Origin of the sequence: Micromonospora sp. NPDC126480, from assembly GCF_040302465.1 — a bacterium.
Taxonomy (GTDB): domain Bacteria; phylum Actinomycetota; class Actinomycetes; order Mycobacteriales; family Micromonosporaceae; genus Micromonospora.
This window is the reverse complement of the sequence record NZ_JBEORU010000017.1, coordinates 82116-106880: the sequence shown is the minus strand read 5'-3', so window position 1 is coordinate 106880 and position 24765 is coordinate 82116. Positions and strand designations below refer to the sequence as shown.

Sequence of the window (24765 nt, the reverse complement as noted above, 5' to 3'; positions counted from 1 at the left end):
AGCAGGTTCGAACGTGGACGCCCACCTGTTCCTGCTCGCCGGGCACCGGCCGGGCGGAACCCACGCCACGGCTCTCGCCGATGCCCACGAGTACGGCCGCGCCGCAGAGTTCGCTGGGTACGCCGGGGTCTGGATCGCCGAGCACCACTTCATCTCCTACGGCGTGTGTCCCTCGGCGATCACCTTCGCCGCGCACCTGCTCGGCTCCACGCGGTCCATCGCGGTGGGCACCGCCGCCTGCATCCTGTCCAACCGTCACCCGGTCGCCCTCGGCGAGGAGGCGGCGCTGCTCGACGAGTTGTCCGGCGGTCGGTTCCGCCTCGGCGTCGGCCGGGGCGGCCCGTGGGTTGACCTGGAGGTGTTCGGCACCGGCCTGGACCGCTTCGACAACGGCTTCCGGGACGCGCTGGAACTCCTGGGCCGGTGGCTGTCCGGCGCCCCGACGGTGGCCGGCAACGATCGATTTCCCTTCCGGCCGGTGCCCGTGGTGCCGCGGCCCGCGCGGCGGATACCGGTGTGGGTCGCCGCCACCTCACCGTCGACAGTGGACCTCGCGGCGCGGCACGGCATGCCGCTGCTGCTCGGCCTGCACGCCGATCTTGACGAGAGGGCCAGCCTGCTCGGCCGCTACGCCAGGGTGGCCGCCGCGCACGGTCACGACGGCCAGGATGTCGGCCATGCCAGTGCGCACCTGGCCTACGTCGAGGACGACGACGAGCAGGCCACCGACGCCGTCCGCGCCGGACTCCCGGCGCTGCTGGCCGGCACCCGCGAGTACGTCCGACTGGACGGCGCCGAGGCTGGCCGGCGGGATCTGGACGCCTACGTGGAGCGGCTCGTCTCCATCCATCCCGTCGGCTCGCCCAGCCGCTGCAGGCGGGTTGTCGACCGGGCCGCCGCCCTGCCCGGCGTGCGGCACCTGCTGCTGATGGTGGAGGGCGCCGGCGGACGCGAGCGCACGCTCGGTGCGATCCACCGCGTGGCCACGGACGTACTCGGGCTGGGGCCACGGCGCCCCGGCCGGCCGGGATGACGTAGCGACGGAAGGCTCGGCTGAGCGCTCCCGCCCACCCGCCGAGCGTGACACACCGGCGAGTCTGCCATCGGCCGGCCGCACGACCGGCTAGAGTTGCTCATGTGGAAACGATTATCGTTAGCGTCGTTGCCCGTTGGGTGCGGTGAAGGTCGCGTTCGTCGGTAAGGGCGGCAGCGGGAAGACCACGCTTGCCGCGTTGTTCGCCCGCCACCTCGCCGAGCAGCGCCGTCCCGTGCTGGCCATCGACGCCGACATCAACCAACACCTGGCGGCAGCCCTCGGCGGACCGGAGAGCGCGGCTACGGCAACCCCCCTCGGCGAGCACCTGTCCCTGATGAAGGACTACCTCCGGGGGGACAACCCCCTCCTCGGCAGCGCCGCCGAGATGGTGAAGACCACCCCGCCGGGTTCGGGCTCACGCCTGCTGCGCGTGGTCGAGGACAACCCGATCGGTGACCGGCGAGTTCACCGTCGAGGACCTCGGCGTCGCCTGCTACCACTCGAAGGTCGGAGCGGTCGAACTGCTGCTCAACCACATGCTCGACCGTCCGGGCGAGTACGTGGTGGTGGACATGACCGCCGGCGCCGACTCGTTCGCGTCGGGGCTGTTCACCCGCTTCGACCGCACCTTCCTGATCTGCGAACCGACCGTGCGCAGCGTCGGCGTCTACCGCCAGTACGCCGGGTACGCCCGCGACTACGGGGTGGCGCTGTCCGTCGTCGGTAACAAGGTGGAGGACGCCGCTGATGTCGCCTTCCTCCGGGAGCACGTTGGCCAGGAACTCCTCACCTGGATGAGCCGCTCGGTGTACGTGCGACGGGCCGAACGGGGCACCGTGGGCCCGCTGGACGACCTGGAAGCAGCCAACCGCGCGGTACTGGGACAGCTGACAGATGCCGTCGATCGCACCGTCCAGGACTGGGACGCCTTCACCCGATGGGCCCACGAGTTCCACCGACGCAATGCCGCAGCATGGGCCAACGAACGAACGGGTGTCGACCTCACCACGCAGATCGATCCCGACTTCCGAATGGGTTCGCGGCTCGCGAAGGAGCCGACGACCGCCACTGTCTGACCACGCGAGAGACGCGGTCGATGTCGGCCGCACCGCCGGCTGCCCGAGGGCCGCGCCGGGTTGCGGGGAGCGGTGGACGGCGCCGAGGCAGGGCCGTGCCATGCGCCGAGATCATGGCTGCTCCTACCACCTCGCAGTGGTGCCCACAGCTGCGCCGGTACACACTGACTCCGGTGGTACCGGCCGCCGTTGAGCCGTACGACCGCGGGGCCGGTGTCCACCTGAGCGGTGGGGCATCGGGTAGGCGCGGCGAGGTGGCAATGACCGACCATGGGACGGCCGTCGTGATCGGCGGTTACGGTGCCGTGGGCCGGGTGGTGGCGACCACCCTGGCCCGGGATCCGGCGAACGAGGTCGTTGTCGCTGGTCGTGACCGGGCGCGCGCCGCGGCCCTGGCCCGGAGCGGTCCCGGCCGGCTGACCGCGCACCGGTTGGACCTTGACGACCTGCGGGGTCTCGACGGGCTGTTGACGAACGCCGCCGTGGTGGTCATGTGTGTGGAGCATCGCAACGAGGCGTTGGCGCGAGCCTGCCTGGAACGCGGCGTTCCCGTCGTCGACATCAGCGCGTCGGCCGACGTGCTGCATGGCATCGAACGGCTCGACGCCACCGCGAAGCGGACCGGAACGGCCGCCGTTCTCAGCGTCGGGCTGGCACCCGGGCTGACCAACGTGCTGGCCCGCCGCTGCACCGGGCGCCTTCCGTCCGCGACCTCTGTCGACGTGACCATCCTGCTGGGTGCGGCCGGTGACCACGGGCCCGACTCGGTCCGCTGGACGGTGCAGGGACTGATGGCTCCGCCCGACCGGACTCGGCGGCCGGGACGGGCTCGGGTGGACCTGCCGGGGTTCGGCTCGCGTACCGCGTACCCGTTTCCCTTCTCGGATCAATACACGTTGACCCGCACGCTCGGGGTCCCGGTGACCACCCGCCTCTGTTTCGACTCCGGCGCCGTCACGGCGGCGTTGTTCTGGCTGCGTGCCATCGGCGGCTTCCGTGTGGCGGACCGGCTGGGTGGGGCTCGTCTGCTGACCGCGGCGTCGAACCGGCTGCGGCTCGGCGGAGACCGGTTCGTGGTGCACGCTTCGGCCACCGATGCAGCCGGTGGGCGCGTCTGGTCTGCGGTGACGGGCAGTGGGGAGTGCCACGCGACCGGTGTGGTGGCCGCGGAGATCGCCACCGGCCTGATGGGTCGCCGCTACCCGCCCGGAGTGCATCACATCGACCAGGTCGTCGACGTGGGCGAGTTCCTGAAGGCGATCGAGCGGCACAACCTGACCTTGCACGAGCAACCGCCGAATGCCGACCAGTACGAACGGCGCCCTGCTTCCTCCTGACGTTCACCCATCAGGTGTACGGGGGCGGGCCGGCCGTCACCCGTCGACCGGCTGCCGGCAGATCGCCGTGAGGATCGCGATCATCGCGGTCGCCGCCGGCGACCGGAACGGTGGAGCGGCCGCTGCGGCGTACAACCGGCGGGTCGGCAGGGCCGGAACGGTGGGCCGCAAGACGATGTCGGGCCGTACCGCGGTCTGGGTCAGCATCGGCACGAGCATGACACCGGCCCGCGCGGCGACCAATGCCTGCTTGCCGTTCCAGTCGTCGCAGAAGAAGGCTATCCGCGGGGGACCGCCCAACGCCTCGGCGATCGGCGGGATCGGACCGAGGCAGTCCGGATAGGCGCCCTCGATCCACCGCTCCTCCTTCAACTCCTGCAGCGGCACCCGCTTGCGCCGCGCCAGCGGGTGGTCCGCCGGAAGCGCGACGTGCAGCCGTTCGTCGCAGAGCGGCACCAGGTCAAGGCCGTCCAGTGCCTCCTCGCTGAGTCGAGACGCTGACAGGTCGTGCTTGGCGTTGCCCGGGTCGGCGAACAACTCCCACGATGTCACCAGGGCCACGTCGACCCGGCCGTCCCGGACGGCCGCCAGCGGACCCGACGCGTCCGGGCGGACCAGGTTCACCGCGACACCCGGGTGGGACTCGGCGAAGCGACGGATGGCATCCGGGGTGAGTCGGGCGTTGGCGCTCGGAAAGGCCGACACGTTGAGCTGCCCGCCGGTCAGGCTGGTGAAGGCGCGCAACCGCGCTTCCAGGGCGTCGGTCCGAGCCAGGATGTCGCGCGCCAGCTCGACGGCGGTTCGTCCAGCCTGGGTGAGCCGCACACCGCGGGGAAGCCGGCGGAACAACGGCACGCCAACGCGCCGTTCCAACCCGCTGATCTGCCGCGAGACGGCTGGTTGCGTCATGGACAGTGCCTCGGCCGCGGCGGAGAACGAACCTCGGCCGGCGACCTCCAGGAGAACGCGCAAGGTCCACGACTCGATCATGCCTGCAGCTTATGGCTGCCATGTGGCTGCTCAACCGGCGCTGTGCGGCGAAGACGCTCAGCAAGAACGAGATCCGCGCCGACAGTGGATCGCTACCCTGCCGCAGCATGCGCTCTGCGCATGGCTGCCATGTCCAACATTCGTGGCCGGGTCGCCGCCCGCGCCCCTACGGTCTTCCCTGTGGCAGGCATAGCGGCCGTGAGGATCGACGCGGCCGGGGTCGGCTCAGAATGCCCGGGGCGGTGCCGGCCGGTGGCCCGCCCCGCCCGACCACCTAGTTGGCGGCTCCCGGGCCGCCGCCACCGTGACCACCCGAAGGAAGGACGACCGCATGAACATCACCGAGTTGCTTCCCAGGCTGCACCTGCTGACTCTCGGCGCCTATCAGGCCTACCTGTGGGTGGACGGCGGAGCAGCGACTCTGATCGACACGGGTGCCCGCGGCTCGGGGCCCGCGATCGCCGAGGGCCTCCGGCGGATCGGACTCGACACCGGCGCCGTCGCCCGGGTCGTGCTGACCCACTTCCATGACGACCACGTCGGCTCGGCCGCCGAGGTGGCCGCGTGGAACGGTATGAGCGTCGTCGCCCACGTCAACGATGCCCCGGTCATCCGTGGGGAGCGGGTGGGCCCGTCACCCAACTTCGCCGACGAGGAGCGAACCCTGCACGCCCAGGTGGCAGCCGGCCTGGAGGGCGCGCCGCCGGTGCGGGTCGACCGGACGGTGGTGGACGGCGACGTGCTGGACTTCGGCGGTGGGGCCCAGGTCATCTCCACTCCCGGGCACACCGACGGCAGCATCGCGCTCTACCTGCCACAGCACGGCGTGCTGTTCACCGGCGATGTCGTGGCGCATCACCAGGGCAGCGTGATCCCCGGTGTGTTCAACCTCGACCGGGATCAGGTCGTCGCCTCGTTCCGGAGGCTGGCCGAGCTCGACGCCCGGGTCGTCTGCTTCGGTCACGGCGCGCCGCTACGGCACGACGGCCGGACCCGGATGCGCGAAGCCGCCGCCTGCCTCGACCGTTGAGCCGAGACCTACGGTTCACGCGACCCTGGTGGCGAGGGCCGCGGAGGCGGATCCGGTCAGCGGGTCTGCACGCGGATGGCGTCCGGCCACTGCAGTTGGACGCCCAGGTCGGTGAGCACCGCCTGGAACTCGTCGCACAGTTCCGGCTTGGACCGGACGGCGCGCGGCGATACGCCCCGCTTGATGCTGAACGCCGCCAGTGCGCCGGCGGCTTCGCCGACGTTCCACTCGACGGGGTGCAGTCGGTAGCAGCCGTTGGTGATGTGGGTGACGCCGAGGCACTTGCCGGCGGCGACGAGATTCTCCAGCCGAACCGGCACCAGGGCGCCGAGCGGAATCTGGAAGGGGTAGGTCGCGATGTCGAGGTATCCGCGGCCGGAGGTGCTCGGGTGCAGATCGATGCGGTAGCAGCCCACTCCGACGCTGTCGTCGAAGGTCTCGGCGCTGGTGGCTCCCCGTCGAGCCGTGACGCCGACGTGCTGTTCGAGGACCGTGAACTCGGCCCGGATACGTCGCGCCTCCCGGATGTACGGTGCGGCGGCGAGCCCGTCCGGCGTACCCAGCGTCTCGCCGGCCGGACGCAGCATCGGATACCCGACGCCGCCGTCCGGGCGGGGCGCCTCGGTCTGCAACCAGTGGATGAACGAGAGGGTGAGTTGCCGTGCGCGCTCGAGTCCCGCGGCGCGTTCCGCCGCGGGGACCCCCGTGACGGGGGAGAGCCAGTAGTCGATCTGCGGCCAGTTGACGAGCGTGACGTCGGAAACCGCAGGACTGACGTGCCGGCCGTACCGAATGCGGCGGAACGTCCAGAGGTCGCGTTCGCCCCGGGCACCGAAGAGCGGACGTCTCAGCGGCTTGCCGGTCTCCGGTTCCTGGGTCACCCACCCGAGTTGTGGGCCGGGCCAGTGATCGGCGCGGTAGTTCCGCCAGAAGGCGTACTCCTCCGGCCGGTCGATCGTGTGATCCTCGCCCGGGCGAAGTTCGAGCGCGACGCACCAGGTGATGGCCTGCTGGTCGTGCGGGTCGGCTGGTCCCGCCAGCGCGTGCGGTTCGCCGGTCTCGGCCGCGCTCTCCGCCCCGAGGACGTGCTCGCACCCGGTGAGCGGCAGCAGGTCGCCCTCTTCGGTGGCGTCGAGGACGTAGCGGGCGGTGACCCGGACCGTCTCGCCGTCTCGGGTGTCGGTGAAGGCCACGGCGTCGATGCGGTCGCCGGTGACGTCCGCCGAGATCGGCTCGTGCCGGGTGAGCAGGCGCACCTGGCCGACGCTGAGCCACGGTTGCAGCATGTCGCGCAGGACGCTGTGCAGCACGATCGGTTCGGCGGCCAGGTTGCTGACCCACGCCTCGCCGGGGTTGAAATGTGCCGCGGTCCGGGCGGCCGGGGTCAGCGGACGGCTGCGGCGGTAGACCTCACGCACCGCGTCGCGCAGCTGCCGGTACGTCGCGGTGACACCGGTGTGTTCCACCCAGGGGTGCTCGTCGGCGGGAACCGCCTGGGCGGTGAGCTGCCCACCGATCCAATCGGTCGCTTCGGTCAGGATGACGGTCTGGCCCAGTTGGGCCGCCGACTGGGCCGCGGCCACGCCGCCGCAGCCCGCGCCCACGACGAGGACGTCACATTCGAGTTCCATGGATTTCTTTCGGTCCCGGGGGTCAGCGGGGAGTGGTGCCGGGGGTCAGCTGTGGCCGGGCGGAACGGCGGTCAGGGTCCGCCCGGGTGCCGCGGGGCAGGGCACGAGCCGGCAGCCCGGCGGGGCGCCCTCCAGCCGTGCCAGGAGGTCCTCCAGTGCCAGGTGACCGATCCGGCGGCCGGGCACGGTGAAGCCGGACCAGGGGGTGGAATCCTCCTCGGTGAGGCCGGCCACGGCGACGGACAGGCGGCTGTCTCTGCCCGCTTCCATCTGCGCCGCCAGGCCGTCGACCCGCTCGGCGTACTCGCTGTTCTCCAGCATGAGGCCGGTCACCCCGGTGTCGAGCAGGCGGTGGAGCAACGTTCCGTCGATCTCGGTCACGGGTGCGAAGTGCAGGTGCACGTCCAGCCCGCTGGTGGCGATCGCCGCGAGCCGGTCGACCGAGGCGGGCAGCGTCCGGTCCGCGCCCAGGTACGCGATCCTGCGATGGCCGAGGGCGGCGAAGCGCCGCGCCAGCGCACGGGTGGCCGCGGCGTAGTCGGGGGCGACATTCGGAACCTCACGGCCGTCGGTGAGGAACCGGCGACCGATGAACACGAACGGGTAGCCCTCGGCGCACAGCTGCTCCAGTTCGGCAGGGATGTCGTCCCGCCCGAGCAGCACGGCCGCGTCGGCCAGCCGCAGCTTGTTCTCGCCGCCGGCGTAGATGGTGCGAACCTCGCCGCTCCTGCCGGTACGCCGTCCGGCGGCGCTCGTGAACAGCAGGAGGTCCTGGTCGTGCGCCTCCGCCGCCTCCTCGATGCCGAGCAGGAAGCGGTGGTAGAAGGTGCGTTGCGCGACGGGGAACACCTTCTCGTAGGTGAACACGCCGATGATCTGGCTGCGTCCGTTGGCCAGCCGTCGGGCCAGTGGGTCCGCCCGGTAGCCGAGGTCCCGCGCGATCGTGAGAACCCGCTGCCGGGTGGCCTCGGGGATGCTGTCGGCGCGGTCCCGCAGAATCATCGACACCGCCGCCTGCGTAACCCCGGCCTGCCGTGCGATGTCCGCTTGGGAGACCCGCCGGCGGGCACTTCGGCCCGATCCGCTTATGCGCATAAACGGACGTTACGCAGCCCTGTCGAAGAAATCAAGCCGCAGGTGGCCGGCGTGATCAGGTCGTGCCGATCCGCCCGGACACCACCGACGCCACGCGCTCGCGGGGCGAAATAACGGGCAGCGGAGTTCTCCGGGCAGCCGATAGGTTGCAGCCCATGGGCAGGATCCTCTCCGTCAACCTCGCCGTGCCGGAGCGCAGCACCGCGAAGCGAGTGGGCATCACCGGCATCAACAAGCAACCGGTTGAGGGGCCGGTGACGGTCCGTGCTCCCGGTCCCAAGACCACCGGCCTGCACAGCGGGCTGGTCGGTGACCAGATCTTCGACATCGAGCACCACGGTGGTGACGACCAGGCCGTGTACGCGTACGCCCGGGAGGACTACGACTGGTGGGAGGCCCGACTTGACCGGGTACTGCCCGGCGGCGTCTTCGGCGAGAACCTGACCACGGTGGGCGTCGACGTGAACGGAGCGGTGATCGGCGAGAAATGGCTGATCGGCGACAGTCTCGTGCTGCAGCCGACGTTCGGACGAATCCCGTGCGCCACGTTCCAGGCCAAGATGGCTGAGCCGCAGTGGGTGAAGACGTTCACCCGAGAGAATCGGCCCGGTGCCTACCTGCGCGTCGTCGAGCCGGGAGACGTCCAAGCCGGCGATCCGGTGACCGTGGTGGACCGGCCGGCCCACGGCGTGACGATCGCTGATGCCTTCCGCGCCTACCTCACCGAGCCGGAGCTGCTGCCCGGGCTGATCGAGATCGAGGGCCTGCCCGACGAGCTGCGGCAGTCACTGCGGGGCCGGCTACGGAGCTGAAACAGAGGTACGAGGGCCGGTGGCTGCGGCGGTGGCGCGACGTCGCCGAGTGGCCGTGGCACGAGTTGTCGACGCCTCTCAGCGCTCCAGGTACGCGGTCAGCCGGTCGGCGAGTTGCTCCGGGTGGCTGAGTGCCACCGCGTGGCAGCCGTCGATCTCGTCCGGGGTGATGCCGAGCCGGTCGGCGGCCACCCGGCGCTGGAAGTCCGCCGGGAAGAACCGGTCCTCGCGGGCGATGAGCACCTTCGTCGGCACGTCCGGCCAGGCGTCCAGGGGCCAGGGCTCGTTCCACTCCGCGCTGACCTGGCCCCGGCCATGTGCGGCGGCCTGCGCGACGGTCTCGGCCGGCACGCCGTTGTAGAACTGCTGCTCCTCGCTGAGCCCTTCGACCTCGCGGTGACCGGTCTTCTCCCACCAGTCCCCGGGTTTCTCGCCGGGCTGCGGGACCATCGGAGTGAGCAGGACGAGCAGCCGCACCGGCAGTTTGTCGGCGATCAGCGGCGCGGTGAGCGCCCCGTAAGAGTGCCCGACGACCACCAGGTCGCCGCGGTCGCCGACCGCGTCGACGACCGTCTCGCAGAACTCGGCGAACCCCGCCGACCGGTCCTCGATCGGCAGCTCCGGCACCACCACCTCATGACCCCGGGCGGTCAGCTGCGGGACCAGGAGATGCCAGTCCCAGGCGCTGCCCCCACCGCCGTGGATCAGAACGAAAGTCGCCATGCCCCGAAGCCTCACACACCGGTACGACAGCCGGCCGTCCTGCTGGTCAGTTCGGCATGCGTACCGTCCGCAGGAACGCCGGAAGGACCCACGGCCGGCGGCCGCGGACCCGGACCTTGCCGGTGAGCAGCGCCCGGAGCTTGGTGATCCGTCCGAACATCATCAGGTTGAACGCGGTGGGATCGGCCGAGACGATGACGTCGGGGACGCTCCCCGGCTCCACAACGACCACGCGGCCTCGATGCAGCACCAGAGTTACCGGCGCGGTGTACGTCGAGCGGATCTCCACCGTCACCGGCCGGTCCCGGGGCGGTTCGTCGTTGTCGAGCAGCCGTCCGTAGTCCGCACGGAGCATTCCGACGACGAAGAGGTCGAGGAACAGCGCCGTGTCGCGGGGCGATATCTCCCACCGGCGCCCCGAACAGCGCGCGATGTCGCGGCCATGGATCAGGATCTCGTTGAGCAGGTGGGCGAGCACGCCGGCGACCGGGACCCGGGAGTCGCCGAGCCAGGTCACCGACGCCGAGCCGCGCCCCTCGGTGATGTCCAGGATCCGCGCGATGTCGGTGCGGAGCCGGGCGGCCAGCGCGTGGGGTTCGCGCTCGGTGAAGTGCCGCAGGAGCAGCGTGTTGAGTTCGGCGATGGTGTCGACGGTGGTGGACCGCGAACGCTCGGCGAACCCGGGAACCGGTGCCGGTACGCCGGCGAGCATCGAGGTGTAGAGCCAGGCGATCGACCCGACATGCGCCGCGGTCTCCCGCGCCGTCCAGTGCGCGGTCGCCTTCGTGTCCCGGTCGGACGCGACGAGCACCAGGTCGGCGAAGCGGTGCCCGGCCTCCAGCAGGGCACCACGAACGATCTCCCACCGGTCCGGTCCGGCAGACTTGTCGCGCTCGCCCCCGGTCATCGAGTCAGCGGAGCTTCCGGGCGAACGCGCGTACGTCGTCGACGAACAGGTGCGGTCGTTCCATCGCCGGGAAGTGCCCCCCGCGGTCGAACTCGCTCCAGTGGACGATGTTCGGATACCGCCTGCCGACGAATGCGCGGATGGCCTGCCCCGGGTCGTGCGGGAACACCGCGACGCCGAGTGGCCCGTCGAACGCCGGCGCCGGGCGCGGTGCCGTGGCCGTGGGCAGCAGGTCGGCCATCTCCACGTAGAGCTGCGCGGAGGACGCGGCCGTGCCGGTGAACCAGTAGATCGAGACGTTCGTCAGCATGGCGTCCCGATCGACCGCGTCCTCGGGAACCTTGGCCGAGTCGGTCCACTCGCGGAACTTCTCTACGATCCACGCCAGTTGGCCGACGGGGGAGTCGGTCAGGCCGTACGCGAGGGTCATTGGTCGAGTGGACTGGATCTTCATGTAGCCGGACTGGTCCGCGGCGAAGCGGGCGAGCGAGGCGAGCCGACCACGGTCCCGGTCGCTCAGGTCGGCGAGGGCCGCCGGATCCGCCGGTGGCGCGCTCGGCAGGAAGTTCACGTGTACGCCGGCGACGTGCGCCGCGTCCAGCGCGCCGAGCGCGAGCGAGATCCAGGCGCCGGCGTCCCCGCCCTGCGCGAGGTAGCGGCGGTACCCCAGGCGGTGCATCAGTTGCGCCCAGGCGCCGGCGACCCGGTCCACGCCCCACCCGGTCTGCCGGAGTGGGCCGGAGAAGCCGAACCCCGGTATCGAGGGGATGACCAGGTGGAAGGAGTCCGCCGGATCACCGCCGTGGGCGGCCGGGTCCGTCAGCGGCCCGATGACGTCGAGGAACTCCACGACGGAGCCCGGCCAGCCGTGCGTGAGCAGCAGCGGCTGCGCGCCCGGTGCGGCGGAGCGCACGTGCAGGAAGTGGACGGCGGCGCCGTCGATCTCGGTGCTGAACTGCGGTAGCCGGTTCAGGCGCGCCTCGGCGGCCCGCCAGTCGTACCCTGTGCGCCAGTACTCCGCCAGCTCGCGGAGGTAGGCCACCGGCACACCCCGTTGCCAGCCGGTCCCGGCGTGGTCCTCCGGCCACCGGGTCTGTGCGAGCCGGCGGTGCAGGTCGTCCAGGTCGGCCTGGGGCACCGCGACGCGGAACGGGATCATGTGTCTGCTCCTTGGTCCTGGTCGAGGAGGGCTCCAGCGCCCCGGGCCGCTCACACCATCAGTCCCCGCAGCACGTACGGGATGGCCTCCTTCTGGAAGTCCACGTCCGGGCAGAGCTGCCGCAGGGTGCCGTCGAGGACGAGCAGCGCCAGGATCGGGAAGACGAACTGGGGATCGGCCGCCAGTCCGTGGCTGCGCTGCGCGTCGAACAGCTTCCGTGCGAAGCCGATGAGATCGAAGTCGTGTACCGCGACCCGGCTGTTGCGGACGACCAGCTCGCTGAGGGTCCGCCGGAACCCGGCGAGGTCGGCGTCGGGCCGCAGCACCGTGGCGGTCTCCAGCACCACGTCGGCGCACCGGGCGCCGTCACCACGGGACATCGCGTAGAAGAACTCGGCGAAGCGGCGGCGGGCGTAGGGCGTCAGCCGGTACGCGAAGCCGGTGTCGAGGATGACGCAGGTGCCGTCGCGCTGGACGTAGACGTTGCCGGGGTGCATGTCGCAGTGGACCAGGCCGCTGAGGAAGAGCATGTGGAAGCAGGCGCGCATCGCCGTCAGCGCCCCCGCCCGCCGGGCAGCGGGAGAGACCGGACCGTCCTGACCGAGCCCGGGAATGAACTCCTGGACCAGGACCTCCGGCCCCGACCGGGCGTGGTCGACGGCCGGGATCCGCACCGCGGACAGGTCGGCCAGGTCACGCTTGATCGTGGTGAGGTTCTCCGCCTCCCGTACCAGGTCCAGCTGCTGGTAGATGGCATCGCCGACCTGACCGACGACCTGCCGGACCGGAGCCCCGCGCAGCGCCGGCAGCCGGCCCACGAGCCGTGCCGCGTGCTCGAGCAGGGTCAGGTCCAGTGCCATCAGCCGGACGACCTCGGGCCGCCGTGCCTTGACCGCCACGAGCCGTCCACTGTGCAGACGGGCCCGGTAGACACAGGCGATGCTGCCGGCGGCGACCGGAACCAGACCACCGTCCACCTCCGCGAGAAGAGCGGACGGAACCGACCGGACGGCCTTACCGGGCGGGGGCGGCCGAACCTGGTCGTACAGCCGCCGCATCGCACGGATGACCTCCTCCGGCAACAGGTCGGCCCTGGTGCTGAGGATCTGGGCCAGCTTGACGTACGCCGGGCCGAGCAGTTCGACGGTGTCGGCCAGGGTGGTGGCGATCACCGCTCGGCGACCGGGTCCCGAGCGGCGGGGCAGAGCGGACACCGTCCATCGGGCCGTGAGCCGGACGGTCGCGACGACCAGGACGGCGAGGACGGCGCAGAGCCGACGAGCCAGGGCCCATCGGCTCGGCCGTGTCCGCGTGGTCCTCATGGCACCGGGGACATGTCCACGTAACGAGTCAGCCGGCTGCCGCACAGGTCGTCGGCGGCGAGGGCGAGCTTCGGCCTGGCCCCACCGGTGGTGCGCGCGGCGATCCCGCCCGGCAGGTCCTGGACGTCGTAGAACATGGTGGCGCTCTGCGAGAGGATCGGCGTGCCCATCGGCGGCCAACGGGTGACCGACTCGGCGGCCATCACCAGCGGTTCCAGGTTGGCGTAGAGCCGGCCGCGCAGGTTGATGAGCAGGTACTGGTCGAAGGTGACGTTTCCGGGCAGCAGCGCCTCGACGCCACCCGCGGCGATGCCGGTGAGGGTGCCCGTGTTCTCCCGGGTGGGGTTGAGCGAGATGAGCACTCCGGTCTCCGACGAGTGGAAGTAGGTGAGCAGCCGGGTGAGGCCGACCCGGGGGCGGCCGTCCGGCAGTGTCGTCACCGACGCGTCCGTCAACACGGCGGTGAGCCCCTGCACGTTGGCGCAGGGCAGGGTCTCCCCGTCCGGAAGGTAGAGCGTCAACTCGCCGTCGATGGTCATGGCGACGTGGTGCTTGCTGCCCGGGATCAGACGTGGGTCCCGGAGGTCGACGGAATGATCGAGATGGCTGGATGTCATTGGACACCTCCGCGCCGAGTAAGTTGAAAAAACGATAGCAGCGCGACTGCTTCGCGGACAGCGTCAGGCAATGTCGCCGGTCGATGTCATCGGGAGCGCCGACGGCCGACAGCGAAGATCACGACGCCGGTGAGAGGATCCGCTGTGCGACGGCGTCGTGGTGCTGCAGCCGTGCCGTCGGGTGGCGCAGTTCCTGGGCCAGTTCGACCAGCCACCGTACCGGCACCACGGAGAGCGCCGGTGGATCGATGGGCCGGGGCCGGCGTAGCGGGACCGGTACCTGCAGGCCCGACTGCTCGTTCGCGGGCGACCGGAACCGGACCGACCCGATGAGACGACTGCCCTCCGCGTGATCGACGAGAGCCTCGGTGGGAGTGGCCGCCGGATCGATCGCGACAACCGAGGCCTCGTACTCGACCCCGCCCGGCACGGCATCGAGGGGCGGTGGCTCCCCGCCCGGCCCGAACGCCCAGCGGGCGTCCTGCTGGCCGTCGTCGCCGGCCGGGTGATACACCAGGCACAGCAACGCCCGCCGGGCGCCGTTCTGTGGTCGGACGAGCGTGCCGGCCCCGCGCGGAGGTCGCGCGGCCCCGCCGGCCGCCGGCAGCAGATCCGCGACCGGTCGGTCGGGTAGCGACCGGGCCAGTCGGCGGAAGCGTTCCGGCGGCACGCCGACCAGCCGGGTGAACTGCGTGGTGAAGGTTCCGGTGCTGTGGTAGCCGACCCGGGTGGAGACCTCGGTCACGGTCAGCTGCGAGTGGACGAGCAGCCGGCGCGCCTCGGCCATCCGTAGCGCGGCCAGGAACCGCGCCGGAGTCGTCGTGGTGGTCTCCCGGAACACCCGGTGGAAGTGGAACGGACTGAAGTGCTCTGTTCGCGCCAGCTCGGTGAGCGTGAGTGGCTCATGCAGCCTGTTCTTCATTCTGCTGACGACTCGTGCGACGGCGGCGGCCCGATCCTTGCCCAGGCGGTGACGATTGATCACGCTGCTGATCACAGCTCCTCCAAGTGGCACGGCGGATGTCCGCGAGTTTGCTGACGCCGCCTTGAAGGAGTCTTGAAATACATATAGCTGAGTGGGCGACGGGCAGCCCGCCGGGCGGTGCCGATATCCGCATTCGCCCGAGGACGAGGCATATCTCGACCCGATCTCGCACCGCCCCCGCCAGGTAAGCAAGTTGCGAGAAGACAGCGGTGTCGGCGGTCCGCAACCATAGCCGGGTAGCCGCGCACGGCCCGCCGGGAGTTGCCTCGAGGCGGTGGTCGCCCGGCTACGACCGGTCTTTCGCCCGCGTCCCGTGTGTCCGGACCTCCGTAATCCGACCTGTGCAGGGGTGAGTGATGTCCAGTGCCTGGCGAAAACTGCGCAGCCGTTTGCTGACCCCGAGCCTGCGCGACTGCCAACCGGAGGTTCGGGGATTCCACGCGAAGGACCGGCAGACCCGGGACCTGCTGGAGAGCGTCGGCGCCACCTTCATCGCCGGTTTCGGGCAGGCCGCCTACGCGCGTACCCCGAACGAGGCCGAGCAGCAGCTCGAACGCGTCGACCGGCCGCTGCGCGGCTTCGCGTACGAGGGTGCCGCCATGGGGTTCGCGGTCCTCGACGCGCTACGCCCGGGCCGGCCCCGCTCCGTCGCGCGGTTCCTGCGCGGCCGGGCCGGAGACCACGTCTACATGGTCCACGTCGGGATCGGCTGGGCACTGGCCCGTCTGCCCCGGCCACTGTGGGCCAGGGTGCTGCCGACCGACCCGCTGCTGAGGTGGCTCGCCCTCGACGGCTACGGCTTCCACCAGGGCTACTTCCACACCGAGCGGTACGTGGACGGACAGCACCGCGACGACCTCCGGTGGCCCGGCGACACCACCCGGCCGTACCGGCACCGGGCGATCGACCAGGGCCTCGGCCGGGTGTTGTGGTTCGTGGAGGGGGCGGATCCGGACCGGGTCGCCGTCCGCATCGAGAAGTTCACGCCCGACCGACGGGCCGACCTGTTCAGCGGCGCGGGACTGGCCGCGACCTACGCCGGCGGGGCCGGCGAGGCGGAACTGCGCTCGTTCCGGGACCGGGCGGGCGAGCACCGCGCCGCCGTCGCCCAGGGCAGTGCCTTCGCCGCGAAGGCGCGGGTGCGCGCCGGGCTGGTGACCGCCCACACGCGCACCGCCACCGAGGTGTTCTGCGGGCTCACGCCGGAGCGCGCAGCGGCGGTGACCGACGACGCGCTGCTCGGCCTGCCGGCGGACGCCGCGCTGCCGGCCTTCGAGATCTGGCGGCGGCGCATCGCCGAAGAGTTGGCTCTCCTGGGGAGGTGCTAGTTGTCATCGATCACTGGTTGGCTCGGCCGCAATCTGGCGGGAGCGGTCGCCCTGGTGCTCCTCGCCGCGACGTTCCTCGTCGTTCGGCTGCCCGAGGCGTCCGCCGACGAGCGGAAACGGTTGGCCGCCGCGTTCCAGTTCGACCCGCTGTCCATCCCGGTACCCGGCGGTTACCCGCAGCAGGGCATCCGCCACGTGAACCAGGACTACGAGCACATCCGGGCGTGGATCTCGTCGGTCGGTGCGGGTGTCGCCATCAGCGACCTCGACGGCGACGGCCTCTCCAACGACCTCTGCCTGGTGGACCCGAGGATCGACCGGGTGGTGGTCGCCCCCACTCCCGGCGCCGGCGCCGACCGCTACCGGTCCTTCGTCCTCGATCCCGCCCCGCTGCCGATGAACCCGCACATCGCACCCATGGGGTGCGCCCCCGGCGACTTCAACGAGGACGGACATCTCGACCTCCTCGTGTACTGGTGGGGGCGTACTCCGGTGCTGTTTCTCGCCCGCGCCGACGCGACGGCCCTCGCCGTGTCGGCGTACCGGCCGGTCGAACTGGTCCCGACCGTCCCGTCCGGGGAGTACCGCGGCCCGCAGTGGAACACCAACGCGGTCGCCGTCGCGGACTTCGACGGTGACGGCCACATCGACATCCTGGTCGGTAACTACTTTCCCGACGGCCCGGTGCTGAACCCCGACGTCAGCGGCGGTGTGGCGATGAACCGCTCCATGTCGAACGCGACGAACGGCGGCGAGGACCACGTCTTCCGCTGGGTGGGCGCCACCGCCGGTGCCGAGCCGAGCGCCTCCTACGCCGAGGCGCCGGACGTCTTCGACCAGGCCGTCTCGCGCGGCTGGACGCTCGCCGCCGCCGCCAACGACCTCGACGGCGACCTGCTGCCCGAGCTGTACCTGGCCAACGACTTCGGCCCGGACCGGCTGCTGCACAACCGCTCCACCCCCGGGCACATCGAGTTCGCCGCCGTCACCGGGCCGCACTCGCCGTTCGTACCCAAGTCGAAGCGCGTCGGCGCCGACTCGTTCAAGGGCATGGGCGCCGACTTCGGCGACCTCGACGCCGACGGCCGGGTCGACCTGTACGTCGGCAACATCACCACCACCTTCGGCATCCAGGAGAGCAACTTCGCCTTCGTCAACACCGCCGCCGACGCGGCCGAGGCACGCCGCAGGCTGGCCTCCGGGACCGCCCCGTTCGAGGACCGCAGCGCGCCCCTCGGGCTGGCCTGGAGCGGCTGGAGCTGGGACGTGAAGTTCGGCGACTTCGACAACAGCGGCCGTCCGGAGATCGTGCAGACCGCAGGGTTCGTCAAGGGGCACGTCAACCGGTGGGCGCAGTTGCAGGAGGCGGCCACCACCAACGACATGCTGCTCGACAATCCCCGGTGGTGGCCGCGCGTGGAGGAGGGCGACGACATCGCCGGCAACCAGCACCTCGCCTTCCACGTGCGGGCCGCGGACGGCCGGTACGAGGACGTGAGCGCCGAGCTGGGCCTCGCGGCCCGCATCCCCAGTCGGGGCATCGCGACCGGCGACGCGGACGGCGACGGCCGGCTCGACTTCGCGCTCGCCCGGCAGTGGGACGCGCCGGTCTTCTACCGCAACCAGAGCCCCGCGCGGGGCAACTTCCTCACCCTGCGGCTGATCCACCCGCACCAGGCTCCGGCCGCGCGCCCGGGTGCCCTGCCGGTGGCCGGCTCACCTGTCATCGGCGCGCAGGTCGAAGCGACCACGGCCGACGGTCGCACGGTGATCGGGCACGTCGACGGCGGCAGCGGCCACTCCGGCAAGCGCGGGCCCGAGGTGCACCTCGGCCTCGGTGCGGCCGCCGGACCGGTCGACCTGCGTCTGAGCTGGCGCGACCGCACCGGGACCGTTCGCCGGCAGCAACTCCAGCTCGCCCCCGGTCGGCACACTCTGCACCTCGGATCGCAGGCTCAGGAGGCCACGCCATGACCAGCACCGTCGCGCGCGATCCGCGCGTCATCGCGCTGCGGAACTTCGCAATCTCGATCTCCGTCCTCAACATCGCCGGCTACACCGTCCTGGGCTTCGAGCAGCCGTGGTCGTGGCCGTTCATCGCACTGGCCACCGGCTATCTGACGGAACTGTTCCTGGAGGTGCTCGGGGCCCGCGGCGAGGGACGCGCGCCGCGTTTCCGCGGTCGCGGCGTACGGGGCGTCGTCGAGTTCCTCTACCCGGCGCACATCACCAGCCTCGCGGTCAACATGCTGCTGTACGTCAACGACCGCGTGCTGGTGATGATGTTCGGGGTGATGGCGGCGATCGCCGGCAAGTGGCTGCTGCGGGCCCCGGTCAACGGACGCATGCGGCACTTCATGAACCCGTCGAACCTCGGGATCGTCGTGGTGCTGCTGCTGTTCCCCTGGGTCAGCATCGCCCCGCCGTACGAGTTCACCGAGCACGTCGGCAACCCGTTCGACTGGATCATCCCGCTGATCATCATCTTCTTCGGCACGATGCTCAACGGGATGCTCACCAAGCGGATGTGGCTGATCGGCGCCTGGCTGCTGGTCTTCGTGCTGCAGTCCGTCGTCCGTGGCCTCCTGCTGGACACCTCGATACCGGCGGCGCTGTCCACCATGACCGGAGTCGCCTTCGTGCTGTTCAGCAACTACATGCTCCCGGACCCGGGAACGACGCCGATGCGGCCGCTGTCCCAGATCGCCTTCGGCGGGGGAGCGGCCGTCTACTACGGACTGCTCACCGGGATGAGCATCGTGTACGGCCTGTTCTTCGCCACCGTGCTGGTCTGCCTGACGCGGGGGATCTTCCTGTGGTCCCTGGAGATCGTCCGGCGGCACCAACGGCAGTCGGCCGAGCAGGGGAAGCCCACCTCCACCACCGGCCTCGACCTGACCGTTCCGGCGGTGGCCCCGGCTGACCGAGAGGTCGTGCGGGCATGACGCGGATAGCGATCATCGGCATCGGCTGCCGCTACCCGGACGCCACCTCGCCGAACGAACTGTGGGAGAACGTCCTGGCCGGGCGGCGGGCCTTCCGCCGACTGCCCGACGAGCGCACGAACCTGGCGGACTACTGGGCGGCGGATCCCGCGGCCGCCGATCGCTTCTACGTACGCAACGCGGCCGTCATCCGGGGGTACGAGTTCGACCGGGTGCGCTTCAAGATCGCCGGAAGCACCTACCGTTCCACCGACCTGACACACTGGCTCGCTCTGGACGTCGCCGCGCAGGCCATCGCCGACGCCGGATTCCCCGACGGCGTGGGGCTGCCGGTGGAGCGGACCGCGGTCGTGGTGGGCAACACGCTCACCGGTGAGTTCAGCCGCGCCAACGTGATGCGGCTGCGCTGGCCGTACGTGCGCCGCACACTCGCCGCGGCGCTCATCGAGGAGGGCTGGAGCGCCGACCGGGTCACCGGGTTCCTCAAGGAGTACGAGCAGCGCTACAAGAGCCCGTTTCCCGCCGGCGACGAGGACACCCTGGCCGGTGCCCTCTCCAACACGATCGCCGGCCGGATCTGCAACCACTTCGACCTGCGCGGTGGCGGCTACACCGTCGACGCGGCCTGCTCGTCCTCGCTGCTGTCGGTGGCCATGGCCTGCACCGCCCTGGTGGACGGCGACGCCGACGTCGCCATCGCCGGCGGGGTGGACCTCTCCATCGACCCGTTCGAGATGGTGGGCTTCGCCCGTACCGGCGCGCTCGCCCGCCGCGAGATGCGGGTCTACGACCGCGGCTCGAACGGGTTCTGGCCGGGCGAGGGCTGCGGGATGGTGGTCCTGATGCGGGAGGCGGAGGCCAGGGCGGCCGGGCACCGCAGCTACGCCACCGTGGCGGGCTGGGGCATCTCGTCCGACGGTCGTGGCGGGATCACCCGCCCGGAGCAGAGCGGCTACCAGCTCGCGCTGCGCCGGGCGTACGACCGCGCGGGATTCGGCGTGGACACCGTGGCGATGTTCGAGGGCCACGGCACCGGAACCGAGGTCGGGGACGCGACCGAGATCAGGGCGCTGTCGTCGGCGCGACGGGCGGCGGACCCGACGGTGCCGCCCGCCGCGCTCGGCTCCATCAAGGCTCTGATCGGCCACACCAAGGCGGCGGCCGGCGTCGCCGGCCTGATCAAGGCCGCGCTCGCCGTGCACCACCAGGTGGTTCCGCCGAGCATCGGCTGCGTCGACCCGCACCCCGACCTCACCGGTGACCGGCCGGTGCTGCGGGTCCTGCGCAGGGCGGAGCCGTGGCCGGAGGCGTTCCCCGTGCGCGCCGGGGTCACCGCCATGGGCTTCGGCGGGATCAACACCCACCTCGCTCTCGAGGGCCCGGCGCCGCGCCGGTCCACGGCGCTCGATCCCCGTATCCAGTCCCTGGCCGGCTCCGTCCAGGACGTGGAACTGCTGCTGTTCGACGCCGACACCGTGGCGGAGCTGCGGAACCGGCTCGCCGAGGTGGCGCGGGTCGTCGGCCGGCTGGCGTACGCGGAACTGGCCGATCTGGCCGCGCAGTTGCAGGGCCGGCTGCGGGACCGCCCCTACCGGGCGGCGGTCGTGACCGGATCCCCCGAGCACGCGCAGGGCGCGCTGACCGACGCGCTCGCCGCCCTCGACAGCGACCACCCGGACGTCCACGACCCCGGCCGGGGGCTGTTCATCGGGCAGGCCCGACGCCGCGCCCGTATCGGTTACCTCTTCCCGGGGCAGGGCTCCGGGCGAGGGACCGGCGGTGGGGCACTGCGTCGCCGTTTCGCCGTCGCCGACGAGGTGTACCGCCGGGCCGCGCTGCCCGTCGACGCCGACGGCGTGGCGACCGCGGTGGCGCAGCCCCGGATCGTGGCCGGTTCGCTGGCCGGGCTGCGGGTCCTCGACGAGTTGGGTCTGCGGGCCACGGTGGCGGTCGGTCACAGCCTGGGTGAGATCACGGCCCTGCACTGGGCCGGCGCCCTCACCGAGGAGGACCTGCTCAACCTGGCGACCGCGCGCGGCGCGGTCATGGCGGAGTGCGGCGAGCCCGGTGCGATGGCCGGCCTCGCCGCCGGACCGGAGGGGGTCGCACCGGTCATCGCCGGCGAGCCGGTGGTCATCGCGGGGTACAACGGTCCCACCCAGACCGTTGTCGCCGGACCGGTCGACGCGGTGTCGCGGGTCTGCGACCGGGCCGCGGCCGCCGGCCTGGTCTGGGCCCGCCTGCCGGTGTCGCACGCCTTCCACTCCCCGCTGGTCGCCCCGGCCGCCGAGGTCTTCGCCGGCCACCTGGCGAAGCAGGTTTTCGCTCCGGTCTCCCGTCGCGTGTTCTCCACGGTGACCGGGACGATGCTGCCGCCCGACGCGGACCTGCGGAGGCTGCTGCACCGGCAGATCACCGAGCCGGTGCGGTTCGCGCCCGCGGTCATCGCCGCCGCCGCCGAGGTCGACCTGCTCGTCGAGGTCGGTCCGGGGCGGGTCCTGAGCCGGATGGCCCGGGAACTGAGCGACGTGCCCACGGTCGCCGTCGACACCGACGACGAGTCGCTGACCGGCCTGCTCACGGCCGTCGCCGCCGGATACGTCCGGGGCGCGCCGGTCACGCACCGGGCGCTCTTCGAGGGCCGGCTGGCGCGACCGTTGGACATCGACGCCGACCTCACCTTCTTCGCCAATCCCTGCGAGGCCCCGATCGGCAGCCCGCTGCCGGCACCCGAGGCCGTCGCGGTGACCCCGGCCGCGACCGGTGGGACCACGGCCGGCCGGCCGGCCGGTGCCGACCCGGCGACGGTCGCGGCAGAGGGAGCCCTCGACCTGCTGCGCCGGCTCGCGGCGGAGCGTGCCGAGCTGCCGCCGGAGACCGTACGCGAGGACAGCCGACTGCTGGAGGACCTGCACCTGAGCTCGATCACGGTGGGACAGCTGGTGAACCAGGCCACCCGGGAAATGGGCCTCGGCGCCGCCCAGGCACCCACCAACTTCGCGACCGCGACGCTGCGGGAGCTCGCCGAGGCGCTCGACGAGCTCGCCCAGACGTCCGACACCACCGCGCCGGCCGAGGCGCACGTGCCCGGGATCGCCCCGTGGGTGCGGCCGTTCCGCGTCGACCTCGTCGCAACCCCTCTGCAGCCGGCGAAGCCCGGCGAGGCGGACGGGAGGTGGCAGGTCTTCGCAACGGCGGACCATCCGCTGGCCACGCCGCTGCAGGCGGCGCTGCAACGGGGCGGCGTCGGCGGCGGAGTGCTGTTGTGCCTTCCAGCACCGTGCCGACCCGAGGACCTGGAACTGGCGCTGCAGGCGACCCGGACGGCGCTGCGGCAGCCGCCCGGCTCCCGATTCGTGGTGGTGCAGCGGGGTCGGGGCGCCACGGCCATGGCCAAGACCGCCCGCCTCGAAGCCACCGCCCTGCGTACGACGGTGGTGGACCTCCCACTCGAGCCCGCGGCCGTCGACCGGGTGGTCGCCGAGGTCGCCGCCACCACGGGATTCGTCGAGGTGACCTACGACGCGCACGGCGTACGCCGGATCCCCGTCCTCCGGCCGATGCCCGACGGCGACCCGGACGACGGCCCGCCGCCGCTCGGGCCGGCGGACGTGCTGCTGGTGACCGGTGGCGGCAAGGGCATCACCGCGGAGTGCGCCCTGGCCCTCGCCGCGGAGACCGGTGCCCGGCTGGCGATACTGGGACGCTCGGATCCCGCGACGGACGCGGAACTCGCGACGAACCTGGAGCGGATGGCGGAGCGCGCCGCCGCGGTCCGCTACCTCCGGGCGGACGTCACCGATCCCGCCGCCGTGCGCGCCGCCGTCGAGCGGGTCCGCGCGGATCTCGGCGCGATCACCGCGGTGCTCCACGGCGCCGGTTACAACAAACCCGGGGCGCTGGCCAGCCTGGACGCCGCGGCGTTGCGGGCCGCGTTCGCCCCCAAGGTCGACGGCCTGCGGGCGGTGCTGGAGGCCACGGATCCGGCGGCGCTGCGCCTGCTCGTCACCTTCGGCAGCATCATCGGCCGAGCCGGGCTGCACGGCGAGGCGCACTACGCGGCGGCGAACGAGTGGCTGGCCGACATGACCGCCGAGGTGGGCCGGGCCAACCCCGGGTGCCGGGCGCTCTGCGTGGAGTGGTCGGTGTGGTCGGGCGTCGGGATGGGGGAGCGGCTGTCCGTGGTGGAGTCGCTGCTGCGCTCCGGCGTCACACCGATCCCACCGGAGCAGGGTGTGCGGACGCTGCGCCGGCTACTGGCCCGGACCGACCTGCCTCCGGCCGTCGTCGTGGCGGGCCGCTCCGAAGGGCTGGACACCGTCCGCCGCGAGACGCCGGAGCTTCCGCTGCTGCGTTTCCTGGAGCGGGTACCCGTCCACTACCACGGTGTCGAACTGGTCGCCGAGGCCGAGCTGACGCCCGCGAAGGACCCGTACCTGGAGGACCACCGGTTCGACGGCAACCTGTTGTTCCCGGCCGTCTTCGGCCTGGAGGCCATGGTGCAGGTCGCCCGGGCCCTGCTCGGCGACGTCGGGACGCCGGTCCTGGACGACGTGGAGTTCGCCCGGCCGATCGTCGTGCCGGAATCGGGGTCCACCACGATCCGAATCGCCGCTCTGGTCCGTGACCAGGCCGTGGAGGTGGCGATCCGCAGCAGCGAAACGGACTTCGCTGCGGACCACTTCCGCGCCGCGCTGCGCCTCCACCCCGTCGACGGGCTGTCGGACGAGCTCGACCCGCCCCCGGCGGACCTGCCGGAGGTTCCGCTGGACCCGATGCGGGAGCTCTACGGCGACGTGCTGTTCCAGGGCGCTCGCTTTCAACGGCTCCTGCGGTACCGCCGGGTCGCGGCCCGCTGGGCGGAGGCCGACGTGGCGACCAGCGACGCGCCCGCGTGGTTCGGCCTGTTCCTGCCGCACCAGCTGCTGCTCGGCGACCCCGGTGCCCGTGACGCGTTCCTGCACGGCATCCAGGTGTGCGTGCCCGACGCGACCCTGCTGCCGGCCGGGGTCGAACGGATCGAGCCGGCCGGGCCGAAACTGGCGGCCGCGGAGGAGGTGACCCTGCTGGCACGGGAACGGGAGCACAAGGGGGACACCTACGTCTACGACGTGGCCGTGCGGGACCGGTCCGGCACCGTGATCGAGCGGTGGACCGGGCTGCGACTGCGGGCGGTGCGGAAGCGGGACGTTGCCGGGCCGTGGTCGTCACCGCTGCTCGGTTCCGTTCTCGAGCGTCGGTTGGAGGACCTGCTGGGGACGGAGCTGACGGTGGCGGTGGAGCCGCACGACGATTCGGCGAACGGCGTCACGGCGACGGCACTCGCCCGGGCGCTGGGCGGGCCGGTGCGGGTGCGGTACCGGCCCGACGGCCGCCCGGAGGTCGACGGCGCGCCGGCGGTCTCCGTGGCGCACGTCGAGCGGCACACGCTCGCCGTCGCCGGTGACGTGCCGCTGAGCTGCGACCTGGAGGGGGTACGCCGACGCCCCAGGGCGGAGTGGGAGGCGCTGCTCACCGTCCACGCCGCGCTGCCGGGACTCGTCAGCCGGGAGACCGGCGAGGAGTTCGACGTGGCCGCGACCCGCGTCTGGTGCGCGATCGAGTGCCTCCAGAAGGCGGGCGAGCCACCGGGCGCGGGGCTGGTGCTTCACGCCGTGCCCGAGCCGGGCTGCGTCGTGCTGGCCGCGGGACGCCTGCGGGTCGTCACGGTCGCGACCGCGCTGCGGGGCGTCGACACACCGACGGTGATCGCCGTTCTCGGGGGGTCCTGAC

The 24765-nt window shown here is 72.0% G+C and carries 20 protein-coding genes; 10 read left to right on the top strand and 10 right to left on the bottom strand.

Features of this window, described 5'->3' with window-relative positions:
• Positions 1–13 precede the first annotated feature (13 nt).
• Complete coding sequence (locus tag ABTW87_RS17700) at positions 14–1033, top strand: LLM class flavin-dependent oxidoreductase (RefSeq protein WP_350651896.1); 1020 nt, start codon at positions 14–16, stop codon at positions 1031–1033.
• Between the two features lie 100 nt (positions 1034–1133).
• Here ABTW87_RS17700 and ABTW87_RS17695 read toward each other — a convergent pair whose 3' ends face one another.
• Complete coding sequence (locus ABTW87_RS17695; RefSeq protein WP_350651921.1) at positions 1134–1301, bottom strand: hypothetical protein; 168 nt, start codon at positions 1299–1301, stop codon at positions 1134–1136.
• Here ABTW87_RS17695 and ABTW87_RS17690 point away from each other — a divergent pair.
• From ABTW87_RS17690 to ABTW87_RS17680, 3 genes are all read left to right on the top strand, one after another.
• A complete protein-coding gene (locus ABTW87_RS17690) occupies positions 1233–1763 on the top strand; it encodes an ATP-binding protein (protein WP_350651918.1) in 531 nt (176 codons plus the stop codon). The two genes, ABTW87_RS17695 and ABTW87_RS17690, sit on opposite strands and share 69 nt — an antisense overlap.
• Positions 1741–2112 (top strand): ATP-binding protein, encoded by a 372-nt coding sequence (locus ABTW87_RS17685; RefSeq protein ID WP_350651895.1) that lies wholly within the window; start codon positions 1741–1743, stop codon positions 2110–2112. The genes ABTW87_RS17690 and ABTW87_RS17685 overlap by 23 nt, the downstream gene beginning before the upstream one ends.
• A gap of 260 nt (positions 2113–2372) precedes the next feature.
• On the top strand, positions 2373–3449 hold the full coding sequence (locus ABTW87_RS17680) for a saccharopine dehydrogenase family protein (protein ID WP_350651894.1): 1077 nt from the start codon (positions 2373–2375) through the stop codon (positions 3447–3449).
• Between the two features lie 36 nt (positions 3450–3485).
• Here the strand turns inward: ABTW87_RS17680 and ABTW87_RS17675 are convergent, their stop codons facing one another.
• The gene (locus ABTW87_RS17675; protein WP_350651893.1) at positions 3486–4439 is read right to left on the bottom strand and encodes a LysR family transcriptional regulator; all 954 of its coding nucleotides are present in this window, start codon (positions 4437–4439) and stop codon (positions 3486–3488) included.
• Positions 4440–4770: 331 nt separating this feature from the next.
• On the opposite strand from ABTW87_RS17675, the gene ABTW87_RS17670 reads away from it, so the two are divergent.
• A complete protein-coding gene (locus ABTW87_RS17670) occupies positions 4771–5469 on the top strand; it encodes an MBL fold metallo-hydrolase (RefSeq protein WP_350651892.1) in 699 nt (232 codons plus the stop codon).
• Positions 5470–5525: 56 nt separating this feature from the next.
• On the opposite strand, the gene ABTW87_RS17665 is transcribed toward ABTW87_RS17670, so the two are convergent.
• Complete coding sequence (locus ABTW87_RS17665; protein WP_350651891.1) at positions 5526–7100, bottom strand: FAD-dependent oxidoreductase; 1575 nt, start codon at positions 7098–7100, stop codon at positions 5526–5528.
• Between the two features lie 45 nt (positions 7101–7145).
• Complete coding sequence (locus ABTW87_RS17660; protein ID WP_350651890.1) at positions 7146–8195, bottom strand: LacI family DNA-binding transcriptional regulator; 1050 nt, start codon at positions 8193–8195, stop codon at positions 7146–7148.
• Between the two features lie 155 nt (positions 8196–8350).
• On the opposite strand from ABTW87_RS17660, the gene ABTW87_RS17655 reads away from it, so the two are divergent.
• Positions 8351–9007: an MOSC domain-containing protein gene (locus ABTW87_RS17655; RefSeq protein ID WP_350651889.1), complete on the top strand. Its 657-nt coding sequence runs from the start codon at positions 8351–8353 to the stop codon at positions 9005–9007.
• Positions 9008–9085: 78 nt separating this feature from the next.
• On the opposite strand, the gene ABTW87_RS17650 is transcribed toward ABTW87_RS17655, so the two are convergent.
• The 6 genes from ABTW87_RS17650 to ABTW87_RS17625 all read right to left on the bottom strand — a co-directional run bounded on the left by ABTW87_RS17650 (position 9086) and on the right by ABTW87_RS17625 (position 14732).
• A complete protein-coding gene (locus tag ABTW87_RS17650; RefSeq protein WP_350651888.1) occupies positions 9086–9730 on the bottom strand; it encodes an alpha/beta fold hydrolase in 645 nt (214 codons plus the stop codon).
• 46 nt (positions 9731–9776) lie between these two features.
• The gene (locus tag ABTW87_RS17645; protein WP_350651887.1) at positions 9777–10637 is read right to left on the bottom strand and encodes an SCP2 sterol-binding domain-containing protein; all 861 of its coding nucleotides are present in this window, start codon (positions 10635–10637) and stop codon (positions 9777–9779) included.
• Positions 10638–10641: 4 nt separating this feature from the next.
• Positions 10642–11796: an epoxide hydrolase family protein gene (locus ABTW87_RS17640; RefSeq protein ID WP_350651886.1), complete on the bottom strand. Its 1155-nt coding sequence runs from the start codon at positions 11794–11796 to the stop codon at positions 10642–10644.
• Between the two features lie 50 nt (positions 11797–11846).
• Positions 11847–12968 carry an ABC1 kinase family protein gene (locus ABTW87_RS17635; protein ID WP_350651885.1) on the bottom strand — a complete coding sequence of 374 codons (1122 nt, stop codon included), beginning with the start codon at positions 12966–12968 and terminating at the stop codon, positions 11847–11849.
• 146 nt (positions 12969–13114) lie between these two features.
• Entirely contained in the window at positions 13115–13657 is a 543-nt protein-coding gene (locus ABTW87_RS17630; RefSeq protein WP_350651884.1) for a hypothetical protein, read from the bottom strand.
• 196 nt (positions 13658–13853) lie between these two features.
• Entirely contained in the window at positions 13854–14732 is an 879-nt protein-coding gene (locus ABTW87_RS17625) for a helix-turn-helix domain-containing protein (RefSeq protein WP_350651883.1), read from the bottom strand.
• 344 nt (positions 14733–15076) lie between these two features.
• Between ABTW87_RS17625 and ABTW87_RS17620 the strand changes: the two genes are divergently transcribed.
• Genes ABTW87_RS17620 through ABTW87_RS17605 form a run of 4 tightly spaced genes read left to right on the top strand, consistent with a single transcriptional unit; the run spans position 15077 to position 24764 of the window.
• A complete protein-coding gene (locus tag ABTW87_RS17620; protein WP_350651882.1) occupies positions 15077–16048 on the top strand; it encodes a DUF1702 family protein in 972 nt (323 codons plus the stop codon).
• The gene (locus ABTW87_RS17615) at positions 16049–18022 is read left to right on the top strand and encodes a CRTAC1 family protein (protein WP_350651881.1); all 1974 of its coding nucleotides are present in this window, start codon (positions 16049–16051) and stop codon (positions 18020–18022) included.
• Positions 18019–18993 (top strand): enediyne biosynthesis protein, encoded by a 975-nt coding sequence (locus ABTW87_RS17610; RefSeq protein ID WP_350651880.1) that lies wholly within the window; start codon positions 18019–18021, stop codon positions 18991–18993. The genes ABTW87_RS17615 and ABTW87_RS17610 overlap by 4 nt, the downstream gene beginning before the upstream one ends.
• A complete protein-coding gene (locus tag ABTW87_RS17605) occupies positions 18990–24764 on the top strand; it encodes a type I polyketide synthase (RefSeq protein ID WP_350651879.1) in 5775 nt (1924 codons plus the stop codon). Before ABTW87_RS17610 ends, ABTW87_RS17605 begins: the two co-directional genes overlap by 4 nt.
• Position 24765 lies beyond the last annotated feature (1 nt).